This window comes from Paenibacillus sp. FSL L8-0502, assembly GCF_038593055.1.
Taxonomy (GTDB): Bacteria; Bacillota; Bacilli; order Paenibacillales; family Paenibacillaceae; genus Paenibacillus; species Paenibacillus polymyxa_D.
This window is the reverse complement of the sequence record NZ_CP151958.1, coordinates 810,996-829,866: the sequence shown is the minus strand read 5'-3', so window position 1 is coordinate 829,866 and position 18,871 is coordinate 810,996. Positions and strand designations below refer to the sequence as shown.

Below are 18,871 nucleotides of genomic sequence, written 5' to 3'. Positions count from 1 at the left end.
TTATCCCTCATTCCAAGAATGGTTATACGTAACCTTCCCTCCCATAATGGTCAATATCACTTGGGCATCCCTGATGTCCCCAGCGGATGCGTTAAGGAGGTCGCGATCAAAAACGGCGATGTCAGCATATTTTCCAGCCTCCAGCGTACCTGTAACCTCTTCCATATAACAATGTTTGGCTCCATTAATGGTCCATGCCCTTAAAACTTCGGATGGCGGCATCCCTTGGTCAGGATACCAGCCTCCTGCAGGCGAGCCATCCGGGAATAATCGGTGAGAGGCTGCATACAGTGAATCAGGGACACTAGTGATAAATAAAGGCAGATCAGTCCCAATGGTTATTGGCACGTTAGCCTCCAGCATGGATTTATAATTATAAAAGCGGTTTTCATTGTCTTTACCTACCACAGCAGACATATAAGCATCCTCGTAAGAAGGATTCAGTAGCAGGATTTGGGCGTAGACTTCGGCAAAAATTTCGTTCTCGCCCATTCTAATCAGATCATCTGAATGAGGATACTCTAGATCACTGATCGAATGTCTAATAAGGTGATTACCTTGTTGTTCGCGGCATTTTTCAATCATCGATACTGCCTGGCGAATTGCAGCATCCCCTTCTGCAGTTAGGCAGCATTTGATACCTTGGCTGTCTGCTTCCAGAACTGAGGCTTCAATTTTTTCATAATCAACCGTTCTTAAATTCGTGACTTCAGGCATATCTGCGTAAGGCTCCAACATATCCCCTGTATGATCGGCTACAACGCCGTCAAGCATCAGCTTGTATCCTTGGAAACGAATAAGGTCTCCATTATAAAGTGCTTTATACTTGATACCGGTGCCAACATCCAACGGTTCAACAACGGGTTCAAGCGAAAAATGAAATCGGAGTGGCAGTTCTCCTGCTTCTTTCAATTCTTCTAGAATCGGCAGTAGCTCGCTATGTCGGTCAAAGCCAATATCCTTTATGGAAGTAACTCCTCGTGCAGCCAGCAGGCGGCAAAACTCCACAAACTCTTGTTTGACAAGGCTGCGATCCTGCATCATGGCTTGGAGTAGCAAAGCGCGTGCCTCAGCACTGCATTGATCCGGCAAAAATTGATATTTCTCCTGAGCCAGTCGGTTCATCCAGCAGTAGCTTTTATTTAGGTTAATGGCAATTACCGCCCGATCAGGGAACATCTCGTCCAACAAGCTTTGTTCCGGCAGCTTGCCCCATCTTTCCTCGCTCCAACCGTAAGCGGTTACATCTTTCCCTGGCGGAAGATTGTTTGCCGCTTGCAGCATGGATTCCACTGCTTCTCCAATCGAGGCTGCATGAGTCAAATCCACGCCCCGATGCATCGACATATATCCGGTAAAAAATACATGATTGTCATGAACTCCTGGCATGATAAAAGCATCACCCAAATCACAGACAACCGTTTCAGTTCCTATCCAAGCTTGTGCTTCCTCGGGACGCCCCACTGCTGCAATACATTCTCCCCGCAGTGCAATAAACCCAGGCGAAGCTTCATTTTCTAAGCCATTAAAAATAGCATTTGACAGTAGAACCTTGTCCGCTAATGTGTCCTTCTTCCCTTGCACAGTTTCACCTCCTCATTATTTATCCGCTTCATAACATAACGTAATATAACGTTATAATATTGCTTCTGCTTCTCTCATGGAGTGGAAGCAGAAGCTGCGCCGTACCTGAATAACATTACGTAACAGGCAACGGATTTATATTGAGAATTGATAACGGTCCCCAATGATGTACTGCTTACCTACATGAACGGGGCTTCCATGCTGATCATAAATAATCGTATGCATGTAGAACAACGCCTGTCCGATGGCTGTCTCTAGCAGCTTTGCCTGGTATTCATCCGCCAAAGCGATTTGTAATATCGTCTCTCCCGGTTGGTTAGGATCGATGCTGTATTTATGACGCAATAGTTCGTATACAGAGCCCTCTAACTGCTCTTCCATTAGAAATGAAAATCGGTCATAAGGATAAAAATTATTCTCCAGCATGAGCGGTCGATCACCGGCGTATCTTTGGCGCTGAATAAATAACACTTTTTCTCCTTGTGGCAACTGCAACTGATGTGCAATTTCCTCATCTGCTTCTATGATTTCACGTTCTGTGACCACACTGTGTGAAGAGAGGCCGTTGGATTTGCAGGCAGCCGTAAAGCTGATCACATGTTCAATCTTCCGCCCAATTTTGGGTACATTGACAAAGGTTCCTTTTCCTTGACGTTTGGTCAGATAACCTTCATGAACCAATTCGGCAATCGCTTTTCTTACGGTAATTCGACTTACATTGTAGGTCTCGCTTAGCTCAGTTTCGGTCGGTATACGACTTCCCTGCGTATATGTTCCATTATGAATAGCAGTTTTGACCGCTTTTTGTAATTGAATATATAATGGCTCTGCTTGATCTGAATTCAACATAATGTACCCTCACTTGTCATATAACGTTATATTACTCCCACTTAGAGTATCAAATGTTACATATTCTTACAAGTGAAGATGTTTGAAAAAAGTTTATTAGTAACGGACGCCGTATCCGAATGAACCTTCTACCAGACAGCTCTGGGCGGCAACCCTCGATCCTTCTGCCATAGCGTCCTGAATATTATCCTTTTTCAAAAAACTCAGTAAAAAGGCGGTGATATAGGAGTCTCCTGCCCCCATCGTATCCACAGCGTCCACGGAATCAGGCGTTTGAAAATAGAACTTGGTACCATCATAGGCAATAGATCTATCTCCGCCGCGTGTGGCTACCAGAATTTGCCCCTCTTTTTTTCGATTGGAGCGGATATAGTTCTGTGTCTCTTCATCCGTCATATGGCTGCAAGAGAAGAATGCAAAATCGGCGTACGCAATATATCTCTCGACCTGTTCATCTACGAAATCATCTGAAAAGTCAAAAGAAAGAGGGATTCCCAGCGTCTCCAATTCAGGCAGCAAGTGCCCTGTATGACTGTACAAGCCCGTGTGAATAAGGTCGAACCCGCCAACATAGGCCTTGTCATCTTCACTCAGCTTCAGCGGGTGGAGACGTGTAACTCCTCCCTCATTGCTGCCCAGAAATACTCTGTCCCCGTCTTCCAGGGTTACACGTGCGCAGCCGTTCTCACCGCTGTGATATCTGCACCGTGAAATGTCGATTTCCAGCTCACGGAGAATGTGTTCTACATGCTGTGCTTCGTTATCATCCCCGAATACTCCAATAAAGGCTGCATCTACTCCCGCTTTTTTGGCAAACACACTGAAATTAAGCGCATTGCCGCCAGGATACATCATGCGCAGATGAACATATTTATCTACCACATTATCGCCAATGCCTAGAACTTTCATGATGGTTTCCTCCTGTTGGTAAGTGCGCTTAGTAAGCTACTTTGCCCATATAACGGCGAGTTTCCAGTGGGTGATTGCGTACATTTGCGAGTGCTTCACGATAAACACATACAATGCTATAAAATAAAACCGGGTTAAAGAACTCGACAACCTCGTCAGCAATGGTTCCGATTCCAAGCTCCTTCGCATCGATTACTTCTACTTTCTCGGCATATTGATTCAGGAAAGTCTGTGCCCGCTCATCCAATGCCCGTGTGCGTCCTTCGTTGATCATCAGAATAAATGGAGTTTCTTTATCCGTTACTTCAAACGGACCGTGGAAAAATTCACCGGAATGGATTGAAGCCGCATGAAGCCATTGCATTTCCATTAGAGAACAGATAGCAAATCCGTAGGCATGTCCATAAGAAGCTCCGCTGGTCAGGATATAGAAGAGATCTTCATTGCGGTATTTGTCAGCGAATACACTGGCACGCGGTTCGACTTGTATTTTGGCCCTGTTAATAATTCCATTGATTGCTCCCAAGCCGTTCTGGAAAGCTTGATAATGCACATAGCCTTCAGCGACTTGAAGCAGCTCAACAGTAAGCTCCAAAATAATAGCCATCGGGTTATTTTTGACATCGCTCTCATCTCCCCACTCGTAGAGGAATGAATAATCAGAATATTTGAGCAGTGTCGCTTCACTATTGTGGGTTAAGCCGATGGTGTAAGCGCCTTTCTCTTTGGCTGATTTAGCAGCCGCAACCGATTCCGGCGTGTTTCCTCCATGGGAACACACGATGACAACTGAGTTTTTACCTAATCGTTTTGGCAGCGCGTGCACAAATTCATTTGCTGTATACATGCCTGCTACCAGCTTCTTTGCTTCACTATCCAAGAAATATTTTGAGGGATACATATCGACTAATGAGCCCCCGCAAGCTACTAAATAAACCTCAGAAATCTCTCCACTTGATTGTTCATAAATCGTCTGAACCGTCTGTTGTACATTCATCATTTTTACCTCTCCTTTTTATATAACGTTATATAACGTATTGTTTATGGGATAAATATAAGCGCTTTCACCAAAAGTGTCAAGCCCATTTATTCAATGAACTTTTAATACTCTGCATTCAAAAAGCTCTAATCCTTTTGTCGAAGAATTAGAGCTCCTATTGGGATTTGATTTATTGAGTGTTTGGTCATAACGAGATTACACCTACAAAATACGCAAAAAATTGGTCTTACCCATGGGTTTGTCCGAATAAACTAAAGTAGACAAGTACATAACAGCCCATAAAAAATCAAGGAGGAAAACACCATTAATACATTTATCAGTTATATTTTTCTCGGTCTGTCACTTTCGGCCCCCATTGGGCCGATTAATGCTGCACAGTTGGATCGAGGTATTAAGAATGGATTTTGGCATGCTTGGTTTATCGGGCTTGGGGCAATAACCGCAGATATAATCTATATGCTGCTTGTCTATTTGGGAATGATCCACCTTCTCAATGCCCCGTTTGTTAAAGCTTTTTTATGGTTATTTGGTTTTTTCGTACTTGTGTATACAGGTGTTGAAAGCATCAAAAATGCAGGTGTGATTTCAGAATCTGAATTAAGGGGAAATGGCAATACCTTAACCAATTCATTTTTGGCAGGCTTCCTGATGTCATTATTTAATCCTCTCTCCATCCTTTTCTGGCTTGGCATTTACGGGTCCATACTGGCCAACGTCGCTAATACATATCCAGTACAACAGCTAATGATCTTTAGCGGAGCGATTGTATTAGGTGTGTTACTCTGGGACGTAACCATGGCAGCCGCTTCAAGTATTTTCCGGAGGTTTCTAAAAACCGGATTACTCAAAACCATCTCTTGGATGTCTGGATTATCTCTTATCGGTTTTGGTTTTTATTTTGGTGTACAGGCATTTCAATTACTTTTTTTACACTGACGATTAACTCCCTGACAAAGTTAACGAGATTCCTTGGCGTGCTTTCGGCGAACCCATTGTACAATGAGGTCACATATTGCAATGAACAAGACCAGAAGTAAGCTGATGTAAACCCCAGGACGGCTAAGCTTATGAAAAAAGGATCCGACCACAGCCATAGCTATCAACAATAATCCAACCCAGCGTTTAATGTTGCTAGATGTGCTCGATTCCAGTAACTTACCTGAAGACAGCAAAATAAAGCACCAGTTATACAACAGCATTAACCCTGCAGCCGTTGTAATATATTCATACACTTTTCCCGGCAGCAGCAACGACATTACGATGGCTGAGATTAATCCAACGGAGATCAAACTAAGTGCATACAGAGGATATTTGCCCTTCCACTTCCGTGAAAACAATGTGGGCGCATCTCCCTCCTGTGCAAGTGTAATCATCATAGATGTCTCTGCATATAGGGAGGCTGTCATTGTTGAGAACCCTGCAATAATAAGCACTCCATTAAATAAATGAGGTACAAAAACCAGATGATCGCTGCTCAGCGCAAGCACAAATGGACTTTCTTTCGGGTTAAAGGCACTTAAGGGTACCATAGACACAGCCAGACCAATCGAAAGCACATATACTACAACGAGCGTCATCAACATTACTTTTCCTGCTTTAGGTGCATCCTCCGGTTTTTGAAGCCGATTAGACATTATTCCGAGCACTTCAATACCTCCGTATGCATAAAAGGCAAAAATAAAAGATGACCATAATCCCATACCGCCGGTAGGAAAAAAGTCTTTGTAACTGATGGGGAACTTTGGATTATATTTTCCTCCTCCGATCCAGCCTGCCAAAAGAGCAACGGCCAAGACCAGAAACATAACAATAGCTGCCATTTTAATAATAGCCAATACATTTTCAACTCGATCAAAACCCTTGTTACCAAAAAAAACAATCACAAGCCCTAAAATCCCGAAGCCTGCCGCAAAAATCCACATCGGTACCTGAGGAAACCAGAAGCGTGAAAATATAGATAGCGCCGTTAGTTGGCTCCCATTGATAAGCAATTCTGAGAACCAATACACCCAGCCACTACCGAAGCCTGCCCAATTACCAAATGCTTTTTGGGCATAGGAACGGAAAGAGCCCTGTTCTGGATGATCTGCCGTCATGCGCGAAAGAGCGTCAAACACCACATACGTTCCCACCGCTGCCAAAAAGTATGCAATGAGTACGGCTGGGCCACCGATGGAAATCGCTAAGCCGGACCCGAGGAAATATCCTGTACCGATGGTACCTGCAACTCCTAACAAGCTTAGTTGCCACCATTTTAGTTTTTTTTCTTTTTGCATACGATCCGAAGACTTACCCATAAAAGAGAATCACCCTGTTCCTGAATTTGAGACCGAGTTCTCTATTTTAAGATTGCCTATTTCACCATATTTCATGTGAAGCATGACTTGGCTTTATTTATGAATAAAGAAGCACCAGAACCCCGTTAAGGTTTACTGGTGCTTTGTAAATGTATAAAATTGTCCGAGGGGTTAAGTGAAACTCAAACGATCAAACTTTAGATAAAGAAAGGGCCTTATCGGCATTTTGAATATCCATTTGTAATTGCTGCTCCGGATCATAAGCGTTATAGTAACCGTTGTTCTTCATATAATTAAAGATTTGTTCATGAAGATTAACCGCTTTGCTCAATTGGTCACAAAGAACATTGCGAACTTCCGAACTGGTTGACTCTGTCAGCGCAAGAGCATAGTTCTTAATTCCGCTTTTAGCTGAAATTAATAAATCAGAAGCAATCACCTGATCGTTCATGGGACTCGTTCCAGTCATATTCTCAACAAAAGAGTTCACATTAATCCTCCTTTAAAATTACACAAGTAGATTTCTAAGCTGTTGAATATCTTGTGTACCACCGTTGATATCCTGCTGCAAAATGTTTTTTAAGTTTGTGTCTGACACTAAAGGAATCATGGTTTGGGCTTTTGTGAGGCAAGTTGTTTTAAACGTAAGCAGCTCATGTAATTCCAATTTTTCGTGAACTCCTAATTTTTGCATGGTCAAAACCTCCTTTCTGAAATTGTTATTCCCTGCTGTCGCTGCTATTTATGCAAATCCTACAGAGTTTCAGTTCTGGCAAAAGTTCTAACTGAGTTTTTTTCACACAAAAAAAGCTCCTTCAAAGCCACAATAATCCATGGTCTTATAGGAACTTTTCCTTAAAATGTGCTGGACAGTGAAGACTCAAATTTCTAATCATGATTTTTAGGATAAAATTAGGTATGGATGCTTCCAGAAAATCCATCCACATCGTCCTCGGGTTGAGGATCAGAGCTGACGTTGTGCTCCTCCGTCGTATTAGTGTACATTTGAGAGGAGCCATTTTTATAAGCTTCGCTCCAGTCTTCGTTGATCGTATGTGCTGGGATAATCCAGTCTTCCGGGCTATAACCTGGATTATGTACACCTATATTTCCTTGCAAACCGGGATATTCATCCGGTTTAGAGAAAAGAGTCCCTACCTCAATCATGCTTCCTTCATAGGCTTGGCAAATTTCCAATGCAGACAGTACATCTTGGTTCTCAATATGTACATTGAGACCTGTGTCACCGTTCGTGCTGGCAGAGTATCCAATTTCCTTTAATGTTTCACAGGCTTGAGCAGCTTGCTGCGGATCACGAAATTGAAAACGGAAAGAACCCGTATCCATGTGTTTCATCTCCTCTAAATTAGCTTATTTTGTTAATTTGTTCATTAGGTTAGGTATGTTCTTTTTTAATATAACCAACCAGAACAGTATTTTTACATTCAAATCCTTTATTTTTCAAAAATTTACTTTAATGCTTTGAAATTAAATAGTTAAAAAAGCAGCTACTGTGACAAATCGCATGTTTTCGCTATGTAAATCCCTTTATGCTAGTAACAAGGGTATGGTTGCCCGGTCATCCGAGCCGAGCGGTCAAAGGATGCCCAAATCCATACATAAAGGCGGAATGAAGATGATAGATTACCGAACATTGGTGACACAGCAATCCATGCATTTGTATAGCGTGTTTGCCAAGTCATTCAAAAGTGTAAACGAACATGCGGTTGCTGGCATCAAAACGGTGGGCTTCAACCCAACGGCCTTTGCCGTGATGGAAGTTTTATATCACAAGGGCGCGCAGCCAATCCAACAAATTGGAGCAAAGCTGCTTCTGCAAAGCGGAAATGTCACTTATGTTATTGACAAGCTGGAAAGTCGCGGTTATTTGCACCGTCACCCGTGCGACCAAGATCGTCGGATTATATATGCAGAATTGACGGACGAGGGACAACGTGTCATGGACGAAATTTATCCTGATTATACACGTCAGATTGAACGTGCCTTTAGCGGAATCAGTGAAACAGAAAGAGATCAACTCATCGGCTTGCTTAAAAAATTGGGTCGTAGCGCTGATAACCTGTCACCTTATCACAAATAGAATGTATAGTAATTTTAGCAAACAAACATTTGTGAAGAAATGAACAATCTTTAGCTGTGCTAAACGTAGATTAGATTTATACTAGAAAAGTCCACCCTTATATTCATGGGTGGACTTTTTATATACCTGAATAGAGCGAAATATGCCCAAGCTTACGAGCAGCATAAGTATCTGCTATCGACTAAAATGTTTGACCACTACATTGTTAAACATAGCCGGACCGCCATCGGAAAAAAGAGTAATTTTCTGATCCTCTAATCGTGGAAATATTAAGGAGGAATAAGCTACTTCTCCATCATCTACAAACACTTCAATGCTGGTTTTATCGACGAGAATGTTTAGGTGGACCTTTTTCTTATTAGCATCAAAAGGCGCCTTGCTCTCTACATATTTCCCACTCTGATCCGGATGTCCGGTATTGGCTCTATTTACGTAGGAGTATTGCCCATCCACCGAAACACCGACATCCACATGGCGCTTGCCATCTGCTGACTCTCGAAGCCTCAGTCCCGCATTTTTGATCGTTGACCAAGATACATCCGCCTCTAACTGATAGGTATCGCCTGCTACCGGAAGCGAGTAAACACCGTCTACTTTGATCTGTCCAAATGATTTCGTAGAAGTTTGGAATCGTTCCAAAGTTTTTACTGGCTGTGAAACCAAGCGATACCCAGCATCTGCTGTATGCTTCAACCGAATTTGACGAACAATCGAATCCATTCCATTAAAGCCTTCCTTTAGGGTAGGCGTGTTATTGGCATAATCCCAATTATTCATCCAGGCCAGAGCATAACGGTGACTGTATTTATCTTTGTCTTTTCCTTCCTCGAACGTAACTGCACCATACCAGTCAAACCCATAATCCAGCCACTCAGGTTCACTGTGATCAGGGAGAAATGCTTCTCCATTAAAATCTCCCGTCCAGTAGGCATACGTGTTGGGTCCGCCTGTTGGTTTGCTATTGGCGCTCGCGCCCAAAACCCATTGATAGGTTCCATCATCTGCACGCATCTGGTAAAGGTCAGGACATTCCACAAGCCCGATATTTTCCGTTTGAAAGCCACTCGTAAACTGCCAATCCTTTAAATTTTTAGACTTATAAAAGCCAATCTTCGTTCCCTCTGCCATGACCATCATCCATTGATTACGCCCAGTATCCCGGATGATTTTGGGATCTCTGAAGTCCTTTGTACCGGGATTGGACATCACAGGCTTGTTGCGGTAAGAAGTAAACGTCTTGCCGTTATCCTTACTGTACCACAAAAATTGTTCCTGCTTTCCGCCATCTGCGGAGGGCTGTGTCACAATGGCTACCAGCGTCCCTTTTCCAAAACCTGCGGTATTCTTATCATCGATCACGACCGAACCGGACCAAGGATCTCCATTCCGGTTCGTATATTTGGGAATCGCCACCCCTTCATCTTTCCAATGAACCAGGTCGGTTGATGTGGCATGTCGCCATTCTGTACCGTTCTTTTTGGGATAGTCACGATTGTATAAATAGTAATAATGATATTTTCCATCGAAATAAATGGGCCGTTGGGGGTCATTCTTCCACTTATCCGGAACGGTAAAATGATAGGCTGACCGATAGGTCGGTGTTGTATGCTTACTTTGTTTAGCTTGACTTTTTGGAGTTGCAGCAGATTTTGGGGGTTCGGCTGTATCCTGTTGGTACATACTCCAACCCATAGCTATGAATATAGTTAAGCCTGTGATGATTACAACGGATCGTATCCAAATGCTCTTGGGAGTTTTTTTTTTCATTATGACGATCCTCCTTACCTCTCATTGCATCGTTATGTACCGCCCGATGGACGACAGATCGGGTTGCTACCAATCTACCGCCTTCGGACATACTGCATTACATATACCTACTTATTTCTTTCCATACTCATTTGGAGATTCTTTTTTGTCATTCGTTGGATCAATCGTGATTTGCCCTTGCTCCAAAATACCGTTTTTCACAACAGAGGTTTTCGAGCCTTTAATATTCAGCAGGAAGCTTGGTGCGAAAGTAGATTTGTGATCCGGGAAAAGCCCGCGATTGGTCATATAACTCGAAACGACTACGTTATTGCCTTTGCCTTGCGGGATAGCAAAATGGGCATACGTCCAGGTAATATCATCACGATCCAGATCCTGATGAAGAACGAGACCGGTTCCATTCAAGGGTTTATAAGGCCCTGTCAAGGAAGTAGAAACATAACCCAGCATGTAAATATCATCGTCACCGATCGCATCTACAGTCACCTTGGAACCTCTCGTACTCGTAAATAAATACCACAAACCGTTCATTTTGAACACATTTGCCCGTTCAATTTCATCTGTTACCAAATTGGAAGCAATCAAAGGAGGCATTACATTTTTCAACGTATAATCATCATTCAATTCAACGATGCCCAGTGCGCCGTTAGCCAGCTCAGCTCCCTTTTTCTTGGGACTTTGCAACAAATTTTGTTGCTCTTCCGTGAAGAATTTCTTATTGCCGCCATAATAAGCTGGGTTTTGAAGCGAATCTTCGCCTTGGTAGCCGGTTTCTGTTCCTGTGTTGGCTTCAAATATAATATATTTGTGGCCTTGATCCTCGACATAGTGAGGGTCTCTAAACGTATGGTTGTCCATATCTATTCCGACGCTTTGCTGTACATTTTGATAGGTTTTCCCATCTCCACCGTCATAGATCGATTTCAAATCCTCGACTCCATCTACTTTCAGTGTCTTGTCATCAGGCTGAGAGACATTAATTTGAGCCGTGCTCAAGGTTTGTTTGCCGTATAGTTGGTTACTTGGCTCAAAGGGCTGTCTGCTGGTATAAAATAAACGTACTTGTCCATCAGAGGTTAACGTAGCAGAACCGGACCATTCTTCTGACTGATTTTTTAGAATCGGATCGTTGGCAAGTAATTTATCATTGTCTTTAAATACTCTTCCGGCATTTTTCCAGCCGCTCAGCGAGGTATTACCCGCTTTTTGATAGAACAGATATATAAATGTATCCTCTGCTCTTTTAGGATCGCCTGCCAATCCAAAAACGATATTATACCCTTTGTAATTGGCTACTGTGCCATCGGCATTTTGTAACGGCCAAGAGTCCCAGACATCAAAATCAGTCAGCTTGCCTGAGCTGTCGCGACCAATAGCAGAAGGAATATTCTTAATTGTAGACGCATCGAAGGACGGAACCTCATATTTCTCTTTGCCTTGCTGTTTGAAAATATTCAGCATGTCATTACGCGTAATTTGTGTAAATGCATTGTCTGTTTTGAGATCAGATGCATCATTTTCCTCGGCAAAAGCCTGAACGCCGCCTCCTAACAGCAAGGTAGTTGCTACTGTTGCAGTGGCTGCTTTACTGAACCATTTGTTAAACTTCAAGTACTCCATCTCCCTTAATCTAATTATGTTCTAGATTTGAAACCCAACTTTTTGGTTGGTAGGGTCATTTTATATGGTATGTCAAACGATTGATATAGACTGAAAAGCCCTATTATGTGAGGTAAGAAAACAGGTTCCTCTATGAATTTCATCCTCATATTTTCCTAGTAATTTTCTGAAAATTCCTATTTTTTCATTCCTATTACATTCAGAAAAATTTGCTGCTTGATTTTTTTCCGTGTTTCATATTGCTAGCTTGGTTGCTTCATTCACATGCAAAATCATTCTAAAATAAATCATACAAAGCCCAATTTGTAAGCGGGTTCAAAAAAATAGTTCCTTAGTACCCTACAGCTCCATCCAGAAACAAATTTTTTGTTACAATTTCTTAAGACTTTTTTACTATTTTGTTACCTATATCATATGAATATATCGCAGTCTCAAGGGGATTTTTATTTCCTTTTTGTATGCTGGGAAATTTATTGGTCCTATGCGAAGTGTTTTTTTGTTGAATCATTAGGAGGAGAGACCTTTGAATAAAGAGATAGCCCGGACCTTTATTCAAAGGTCCGGGCTATCTCTTTTATAATGAAAGATTTATATTATTTTTTATGCGTGTTCTCTTTGTGGTGTCTTTACGCGCTGATCTGCCTCTTCTTCCGTACCCGGCGGACGGTTCCGCAGTCCGAGCACGACAAACCAGCTAATCACTGCAATAACGACCATGATAACGAACAGGGAATGCAGACTGTTTTCCAGTACAGAACGAAGCAATCCGGCAACCTTGTCACTTAGACTCTGTGAAGCATGAGGTGCAAGCAGACCGTTAATATCCTCCTGCGTAACCCCTTGCTGTGTAAGCTGTCCTTCTGCTGTCTGGGCAGCAATGCGATAATTCAGCCATGAACCGAAGGCAGCAACCCCGATCGTTTGCCCCAACGTGCGCAGGAATGTATTCAAAGCTGTAGACGCGCCACGCAACTGGAACCCGACCGAGGACTGGGCAATAATCGTAAACACAGTTATCGAGAAACCGAATCCCAGTCCATACAACAATGTAGACAGGAAGAGCAGCCAGATTGGAGCCGTTTGGCCCATCAAGGTCATGACGAAGGCTCCCAATACAATCAGGGTCAGTCCAATCAATGAGGTTCGACGCGAGCCCAGCGTCAGCAAAATGCGTCCTCCGATCATAGAGCCAAATAGCCAGCCTATGGACATTGGAGCCAATGCGAGACCAGATGAAGCGGCATCCCCACCGTATACACCTTGAATCCATAGTGGAAGATAGCTAGTCAATCCGATCAGCAGGGTGCTGACTAACAGGGCTGCGGCACAGGAAAAAGCGATATCCCTTATCCGAAATAACTTTAGTGGCACCATCGGTTCCTGAGCGCGTTTTTCGATAACCAAAAACAGAATCAGGAACAAAATGGCTACGGCAGCCAAGGCCAGCAATTCAGGAGAAGCCCAACCGATATACTGTCCGCCCAGTGCCAATACGAGCAAGAGAGCCGTCATCCCGATGGTAAAGGTAACCGCTCCGGGTACGTCGATACGTGCGGTACGCTTGCTTACCTGTTCATGCAAGTAACGGGCGATGAAGAACATAGCCAGCAATCCAAAGGGAACGTTAAAGCCGAAAATCCACTCCCAACCAAAATAGGTGACCACATAACCGCCCAAGAGTGGCCCGATCAGGGAAGAAATTCCCCATACTGAGCTGATCATGCCTTGGACTTTGCCACGTTCCTCCATTTTGTATATATCACCGATGATGGTAAAGGTAACGGGAATGACACCACCCGCACCAATCCCCTGAATGGCCCGGTAGATAATAAGCTGCTCCATAGTACCAGCTATCATACAAAGTAAAGAGCCAAGTACAAACAACGAACAACCGATTAAAAAAATGGGTTTTCGTCCAAACAAATCGCTAAGCTTTCCGAAAATAGGTGTGGTCACAGCCATCGTCAGTAAATATGCCGTAAAAATCCAGCTGAGCAAATTCACGCTGCCCAGTTCACTAACAATCGTCGGTCCCGCTGGACCGATAACCGTTCCTTCAATTGCGGCCAAAAAAGTGGCCAATAGAACACCTGTCAGCACGAGTCCGCGCTTCATAGGTTTATCGTCTCCCAAGCAAATCACAAATCCTTTCCTTATAAAAACTGTGTTGTATCTGTGCAGTTTTCCCTCTCAGATGGATGATTACCCGCACTGTATAATCGTAAACAGGCGGCCTATATAGGCCGCCTGTTTTGTACGATGTATATATATTATTGTCTACATATCCTTAATTTTTGTCAACTGTAATCGTATGATCATTCCAGCTATTTTCCGTTTTATAGAGATACCCCTCTTCCATACGAAGAACATGGCTGGCAAAGCGTTCAGCTACCTGTATATCGTGGGTGATGATCAGGAATGCCGCGCCTTCGGTAGACTGCTCTGTGCACATACGGAGCAGAATATTCGCCCCTTCGTAATCCGTTCCTGCGGTAGGCTCATCCAGAATGTAGAGCTTTTTGGGCAAGATAAACTGTGCTGCAACGCTCAAGAGCCTTTTTTCGCCTCCACTTAGCAGATACGGGGAGGCATCCAGTCTGTGCTCCAGCCTGGCGTCAGCCAGCAAGTGATGCGCCCGTTCCACATATGCGGCGGGAACTGGCTCCCGGGTCCGTAAACCAAGCTTGGCGCGCACGTTATACAAGCACTCTTCCAACACCGTTGCAGCTGCAAACTGATGCTCTGGCTGCTGGAACACATAGCCGATTTCGGTAGCCAGCTGGTGAATGGGCAGCTTCGCCATATCCTGCCCCTCCCACCACATGCACCCCTTCGGTGCAGGGAGTAGGCCCATGAGCAGCTTGCCGAGCGTGGTTTTACCCGAGCCGTTCTCGCCCAACAGCACGGCTCGTTCGCCAGGCGCAAGGGCAAGACTCACGCCCTTGAGCGCCGGGCGCTGGCTGCCGGGGTAGGTGAAGGGCAATCCCTTCACCTCCAGCAACGGCTGTCCAGCGCGGTCCGCCGCTGACCCGGGCTTCACGCCCGGCTCACGCGGCACGTCTCCCCTCTCTGCGGAAGAGGGGAGCAGCCCCAAGGCGGCCAGCTGCGCACCATGTTCGCGCAGCAGCGTTTCGGGCGGACCCTGCAGCTGCACGGTCCCGCCCTTCAGGACGATGATGCGCTGCGCTGCCCGTGCGCCATCGTCTATGCGGCCGGACGCGGTAACTACCGTCCGGCCTTCGGCATGGAGCCGCCGACATAACAGGACGAAGTCGCAGACAGCCGGCGGGTCTAACTGCGCAGCTGCGTCGTCGAACACGACCAGCGGCGCTTCCAACGCCAGTACCGCAGCAATCGCGGTACGTTGGCGCTGGCCTCCCGAGAGGCGCCGCACGAAGGAGTCGCGCTCGGAAGCTAGGCCGACGGCCTCCAGCGCAGCAGCAATGCGCTGCGCTATTTCTGCCGGAGGCACGCGCAGGTTCTCCGGCCCAAAAGCAATCTCGTCTTCGACGATTCCCTGCACCAGCTGGGCATCCGGGTCCTGAAGCACGACGCCGACAGTGGTGGCGACAGTAGCCAAATCAGCGGTATCGGGGTCCATCCCGTACACGGTCAACTCACCCGTTCGTTCGCCCTCGCCAGAACGGGATAACCCGCCATGAAGCAGCTGGCATAGCGTAGACTTTCCACTTCCGCTGGCTCCGACAATGGCTACATGCTCGCCCACCGCAATGTCCAGTGTCAGGCCATGTAACGCTGGCTCCACCTGATCATCATACCGATAGCCAAAATTCTTCAAGGATACGGCTATTTTACTGTTCGAATTATAATCGCTATGTTCATTCATAACTGAAATATCCTCGATCCCCATTGTTGAAGATATAACCACATGCATAGCCACCCACGGCTATGCACGTGAAGCGCGTCCTAGTTCAAACCGTTTTAACAGTCCCGTACGATTTAAGGCATCGCCCAGCACTTTCGTCAGCAGACCACACAGGACAATGCCGCTCAGGATACGAACGACCAGTGCAATCGTCAGCACCTTCCACCCCCAATGCATATAGCCAAACATATTGGCTGCCACAATAAACCACAGCGGAACCATAGCCCCACCCACTAGCATCAGCGAAACTGCGTTCCAGCGCCGATACCGCAACAAGGCAAATACCAACTCAGCCGCAATCATATAGCAGACAGCCGCCGCAATAATAGAAGCAATTCCATAGGCAGAGCCCATAAAAGACTGCACTACCGCACCAAAAGCATAAGCAATAACCGCCGTACCCGGCTTACGAATAATATAATAGGCCAACAAACCGTATATCATGTACAGACCGACAATAGTGGAAGTTGCGATAGGCCCTCCCAGACTGTTTAATGTTTTGTTAATGAGCGACAAATACACGGTCATGACGCCGTTCAACGTGGCCAGCATCGCCATGAGTACGATATCCAGCGTTGTAAACTTTGCAAACATACGAGATTCCTTCATATGTATTCTTGACTCCTCTCCCTATCTAATCTATAAGATTGCAGCTCTGATCCTTATACAAGCTGCTACTGTATAAATGTATTCATCTGCAGTCTTATTGTCAACCTAATTATATTTCATAGGTTGACAATAAGACTAAAAATAAGAGGCTTCACTTTATAAGCTCCACCCTAAAACAGCCGTAGCTACTACAGCAGTCACAGCACATAAGTTGCCTAAACGCCCATTCTTCAGTGTACGAAGATAAGTCCGTTCCGCATAAGCACCGAAACCTTTGCCCTCCATAGCCAGCGCCGTCTGCTGAACCCGTCTTACAGCATTCACCAACACGGCAGCCGCATACCCGCTCCACCATGATAACCGATGGCTCCACCCTCGTGGTGGTTCCTGTCCACGAACACGCCGTGCTGCCATAATGGTTCGCCCTTCTTCTTCCAATAAGGGGAGAAACGTCAGTGCCACTGAAATACCGAACGCAAACCGATAAGGAACACGCAAGCGCAGATTCAATGCCTGCACAAAATCTCGGGGATCGGTCGTCGAGAGATAGATATAAGACGCCAAAAACAACACAAAAATCCGCAACGTTAACGCCCCTGCGATGTCCAGTCCCTCTGCTGTAATGACAATGGGTCCCCATGAAGCCACGGGATGTCCTTCTCGAATCGCTAGGATAGACAATATAAAATATGGGATGCCTAACCCAATCAGGAATGACATAGCCCGAAGCTGGCGTGCTAAGGTCAAACGTGCGCCCAAGCCAGCCACAGCAATCAGTACAGCCAAGAGAACTGCTTCCCGCAGCGTCGAATCCCAAACCATCGACAGGAGGCTAAAGCATCCCACCCATATTAGCTTACTTAACGGCCCTAGTCTGTGCAGTGGTGATGAACCGCCGTTATACTGAAACAGCATTTCGTTGTGCCTCCAGTCTGAGCCATTCTTCATGCAGTAAAGAATACATCAGCATATCCTTAAAGCCTGTAGATGTATGCTGTACCTGCCGCAACAGTCCTTCCTGTGTCCAGCCCATCGAGGACAGCAGAGCTTGCGAGCCTGTATTGCGCGGGTCCACCAGCGCTTCGATCCGATTCAACCGAATCGTGTTATACCCGAATGACAGCACCAAGCTTAGCGCCTCGGTCATGTAACCCTGTCGCCAATAAGGCTTGGCTATCTCATAACCAATCTCAGCTTTATAAGCTCCCTCTGTCTGCCAATAATTAAAACCACAGCTTCCAATCAACTTCCCGTTCTCCTTCAGCTCTATTCCCCAGCGCAGCGCATCCTCCGTCTTCGCCAGCTCATTCAACAGCTCAATCATATCCTCTGCGTCCTCACGCCCTGACATACCAGAAAGGTTCATATAACGGTGAACCTCCGGGTCAGACCAGCAAGCGAACATCGTAGCCGCATCCCCGCTTTCCATCCTTCGCAGCCGAAGACGCGAACTTTCCTGCGGTGGTATATGCCCCTTACATGCATATGCACACATGTTCAATCATCCTTCCAGCATTTAAAATGACAATAAATATACGCTACATTTAAGCACACACCTTCAACAAACACAACCTTATTTAAAGCTGAGAAGCTTATATATATAGAAGATGCCCTTCTGTTCCTAGGATTAGGAATTAGAAGGGCATCTTCTATTTTATAAGAGATTAAACCGTTTGAGAGCTTGTCTTCCGAATCAAAAGTATTGAGCATCTAAGCCTTTTAAGAAGAGACACGGGTAGTGGTGCGTGTCGCTTTCTTCACAACATCCTTGTACAGTACGTCCAGCATCGACTGAATTTCCTGTAATTCATCGATCCCTGCACCGGTAATGCTGTACATATCATCATGCGGTGTCAGAAAGTTTTCCTGCGTCAGGTTTTCAAGCTCCTGCTTGACCTCACGTTCTCCTACACGGTAACCGCGCTCTTCCAACACAGGTTGAATATCTCTTATCGTGAGATCGTTCTGATGTGCATAAGAAAGCATCTGTATACGGATAAACAAGTTCTGAACATCTGCATGCATAATTGTAACTCCTCTCTGGCCTAAGCCAACCATGTTACACTGTTTTTACCCATAGTGGATAAGCTGGAAACAGATGAGGGCAACCCTTGCTGAATTACTTTCGATATTGTTTGCCCCGCTAAAACGTATAGTTTTCCACTTGACTGAATATACACAATCGTTATATCTTAAATTAATTAACCAATGGTAAAAGCGAATTGCATAATTACCTATTTTTGGCTATT

The 18,871-nt window shown here is 45.1% G+C and carries 18 protein-coding genes; 2 read left to right on the top strand and 16 right to left on the bottom strand.

Features of this window, described 5'->3' with window-relative positions:
• The 4 genes from NSQ57_RS03680 to NSQ57_RS03665 all read right to left on the bottom strand — a co-directional run bounded on the left by NSQ57_RS03680 (position 1) and on the right by NSQ57_RS03665 (position 4,342).
• Positions 1 to 1,584, bottom strand: a complete 1,584-nt coding sequence (locus NSQ57_RS03680; protein ID WP_342425641.1) for an amidohydrolase family protein — start codon at positions 1,582 to 1,584, stop codon at positions 1 to 3.
• 135 nt (positions 1,585 to 1,719) lie between these two features.
• The gene (locus tag NSQ57_RS03675) at positions 1,720 to 2,433 is read right to left on the bottom strand and encodes a GntR family transcriptional regulator (RefSeq protein WP_318627582.1); all 714 of its coding nucleotides are present in this window, start codon (positions 2,431 to 2,433) and stop codon (positions 1,720 to 1,722) included.
• Positions 2,434 to 2,529: 96 nt separating this feature from the next.
• Complete coding sequence (locus tag NSQ57_RS03670) at positions 2,530 to 3,342, bottom strand: fructoselysine 6-kinase (RefSeq protein WP_165148393.1); 813 nt, start codon at positions 3,340 to 3,342, stop codon at positions 2,530 to 2,532.
• 28 nt (positions 3,343 to 3,370) lie between these two features.
• On the bottom strand, positions 3,371 to 4,342 hold the full coding sequence (locus tag NSQ57_RS03665; protein WP_340931304.1) for an SIS domain-containing protein: 972 nt from the start codon (positions 4,340 to 4,342) through the stop codon (positions 3,371 to 3,373).
• A 303-nt stretch (positions 4,343 to 4,645) separates the two neighbouring features.
• Between NSQ57_RS03665 and NSQ57_RS03660 the strand changes: the two genes are divergently transcribed.
• A complete protein-coding gene (locus tag NSQ57_RS03660; RefSeq protein WP_029515810.1) occupies positions 4,646 to 5,278 on the top strand; it encodes a LysE family transporter in 633 nt (210 codons plus the stop codon).
• Positions 5,279 to 5,298: 20 nt separating this feature from the next.
• On the opposite strand, the gene NSQ57_RS03655 is transcribed toward NSQ57_RS03660, so the two are convergent.
• The 4 genes from NSQ57_RS03655 to NSQ57_RS03640 all read right to left on the bottom strand — a co-directional run bounded on the left by NSQ57_RS03655 (position 5,299) and on the right by NSQ57_RS03640 (position 7,986).
• Positions 5,299 to 6,639: an amino acid permease gene (locus tag NSQ57_RS03655; protein WP_069012138.1), complete on the bottom strand. Its 1,341-nt coding sequence runs from the start codon at positions 6,637 to 6,639 to the stop codon at positions 5,299 to 5,301.
• 190 nt (positions 6,640 to 6,829) lie between these two features.
• Positions 6,830 to 7,129 (bottom strand): spore coat protein, encoded by a 300-nt coding sequence (locus NSQ57_RS03650; RefSeq protein ID WP_318627584.1) that lies wholly within the window; start codon positions 7,127 to 7,129, stop codon positions 6,830 to 6,832.
• 18 nt (positions 7,130 to 7,147) lie between these two features.
• Complete coding sequence (locus tag NSQ57_RS03645; protein WP_342425640.1) at positions 7,148 to 7,333, bottom strand: hypothetical protein; 186 nt, start codon at positions 7,331 to 7,333, stop codon at positions 7,148 to 7,150.
• Positions 7,334 to 7,551: 218 nt separating this feature from the next.
• Positions 7,552 to 7,986 (bottom strand): hypothetical protein, encoded by a 435-nt coding sequence (locus NSQ57_RS03640; RefSeq protein WP_318627585.1) that lies wholly within the window; start codon positions 7,984 to 7,986, stop codon positions 7,552 to 7,554.
• A 289-nt stretch (positions 7,987 to 8,275) separates the two neighbouring features.
• On the opposite strand from NSQ57_RS03640, the gene NSQ57_RS03635 reads away from it, so the two are divergent.
• Positions 8,276 to 8,740, top strand: coding sequence for a MarR family transcriptional regulator (locus NSQ57_RS03635; protein ID WP_013369372.1), 465 nt, complete (start codon positions 8,276 to 8,278; stop codon positions 8,738 to 8,740).
• A 174-nt stretch (positions 8,741 to 8,914) separates the two neighbouring features.
• Here the strand turns inward: NSQ57_RS03635 and NSQ57_RS03630 are convergent, their stop codons facing one another.
• From NSQ57_RS03630 to NSQ57_RS03595, 8 genes are all read right to left on the bottom strand, one after another.
• On the bottom strand, positions 8,915 to 10,507 hold the full coding sequence (locus NSQ57_RS03630) for a glycoside hydrolase family 32 protein (RefSeq protein WP_029515815.1): 1,593 nt from the start codon (positions 10,505 to 10,507) through the stop codon (positions 8,915 to 8,917).
• A 111-nt stretch (positions 10,508 to 10,618) separates the two neighbouring features.
• Complete coding sequence (locus NSQ57_RS03625; protein ID WP_029515816.1) at positions 10,619 to 12,118, bottom strand: glycoside hydrolase family 68 protein; 1,500 nt, start codon at positions 12,116 to 12,118, stop codon at positions 10,619 to 10,621.
• Positions 12,119 to 12,727: 609 nt separating this feature from the next.
• Positions 12,728 to 14,242 (bottom strand): MDR family MFS transporter, encoded by a 1,515-nt coding sequence (locus NSQ57_RS03620; RefSeq protein WP_029515817.1) that lies wholly within the window; start codon positions 14,240 to 14,242, stop codon positions 12,728 to 12,730.
• 172 nt (positions 14,243 to 14,414) lie between these two features.
• Positions 14,415 to 15,974 (bottom strand): ABC transporter ATP-binding protein, encoded by a 1,560-nt coding sequence (locus NSQ57_RS03615; RefSeq protein WP_342426111.1) that lies wholly within the window; start codon positions 15,972 to 15,974, stop codon positions 14,415 to 14,417.
• A 60-nt stretch (positions 15,975 to 16,034) separates the two neighbouring features.
• Positions 16,035 to 16,622, bottom strand: coding sequence for an ECF transporter S component (locus NSQ57_RS03610; protein WP_029515820.1), 588 nt, complete (start codon positions 16,620 to 16,622; stop codon positions 16,035 to 16,037).
• 156 nt (positions 16,623 to 16,778) lie between these two features.
• Entirely contained in the window at positions 16,779 to 17,537 is a 759-nt protein-coding gene (locus NSQ57_RS03605) for an energy-coupling factor transporter transmembrane component T (RefSeq protein WP_029515821.1), read from the bottom strand.
• Positions 17,521 to 18,117, bottom strand: a complete 597-nt coding sequence (locus NSQ57_RS03600; RefSeq protein ID WP_029515822.1) for a GNAT family N-acetyltransferase — start codon at positions 18,115 to 18,117, stop codon at positions 17,521 to 17,523. The genes NSQ57_RS03605 and NSQ57_RS03600 overlap by 17 nt, the downstream gene beginning before the upstream one ends.
• A gap of 224 nt (positions 18,118 to 18,341) precedes the next feature.
• Complete coding sequence (locus NSQ57_RS03595) at positions 18,342 to 18,647, bottom strand: hypothetical protein (RefSeq protein ID WP_029515823.1); 306 nt, start codon at positions 18,645 to 18,647, stop codon at positions 18,342 to 18,344.
• Between the last annotated feature and the right edge of the window lie 224 nt (positions 18,648 to 18,871).

Bases quoted from the DNA above. Each gene is read 5' to 3' on its own strand.
- NSQ57_RS03620 (WP_029515817.1), bottom strand. From the start codon at position 14,242: ATGAAGCGCGGACTCGTGCTGACAGGTGTTCTATTGGCCACTTTTTTG.
- NSQ57_RS03635 (WP_013369372.1), top strand. From the start codon at position 8,276: ATGATAGATTACCGAACATTGGTGACACAGCAATCCATGCATTTGTAT.
- NSQ57_RS03595 (WP_029515823.1), bottom strand. From the start codon at position 18,647: ATGCATGCAGATGTTCAGAACTTGTTTATCCGTATACAGATGCTTTCT.
- NSQ57_RS03630 (WP_029515815.1), bottom strand. From the start codon at position 10,507: ATGAAAAAAAAAACTCCCAAGAGCATTTGGATACGATCCGTTGTAATC.
- NSQ57_RS03600 (WP_029515822.1), bottom strand. From the start codon at position 18,117: ATGTGTGCATATGCATGTAAGGGGCATATACCACCGCAGGAAAGTTCG.
- NSQ57_RS03665 (WP_340931304.1), bottom strand. From the start codon at position 4,342: ATGATGAATGTACAACAGACGGTTCAGACGATTTATGAACAATCAAGT.
- NSQ57_RS03655 (WP_069012138.1), bottom strand. From the start codon at position 6,639: ATGGGTAAGTCTTCGGATCGTATGCAAAAAGAAAAAAAACTAAAATGG.
- NSQ57_RS03675 (WP_318627582.1), bottom strand. From the start codon at position 2,433: ATGTTGAATTCAGATCAAGCAGAGCCATTATATATTCAATTACAAAAA.
- NSQ57_RS03670 (WP_165148393.1), bottom strand. From the start codon at position 3,342: ATGAAAGTTCTAGGCATTGGCGATAATGTGGTAGATAAATATGTTCAT.
- NSQ57_RS03645 (WP_342425640.1), bottom strand. From the start codon at position 7,333: ATGCAAAAATTAGGAGTTCACGAAAAATTGGAATTACATGAGCTGCTT.
- NSQ57_RS03615 (WP_342426111.1), bottom strand. From the start codon at position 15,974: ATGAATGAACATAGCGATTATAATTCGAACAGTAAAATAGCCGTATCC.
- NSQ57_RS03605 (WP_029515821.1), bottom strand. From the start codon at position 17,537: ATGCTGTTTCAGTATAACGGCGGTTCATCACCACTGCACAGACTAGGG.
- NSQ57_RS03610 (WP_029515820.1), bottom strand. From the start codon at position 16,622: ATGAAGGAATCTCGTATGTTTGCAAAGTTTACAACGCTGGATATCGTA.
- NSQ57_RS03640 (WP_318627585.1), bottom strand. From the start codon at position 7,986: ATGGATACGGGTTCTTTCCGTTTTCAATTTCGTGATCCGCAGCAAGCT.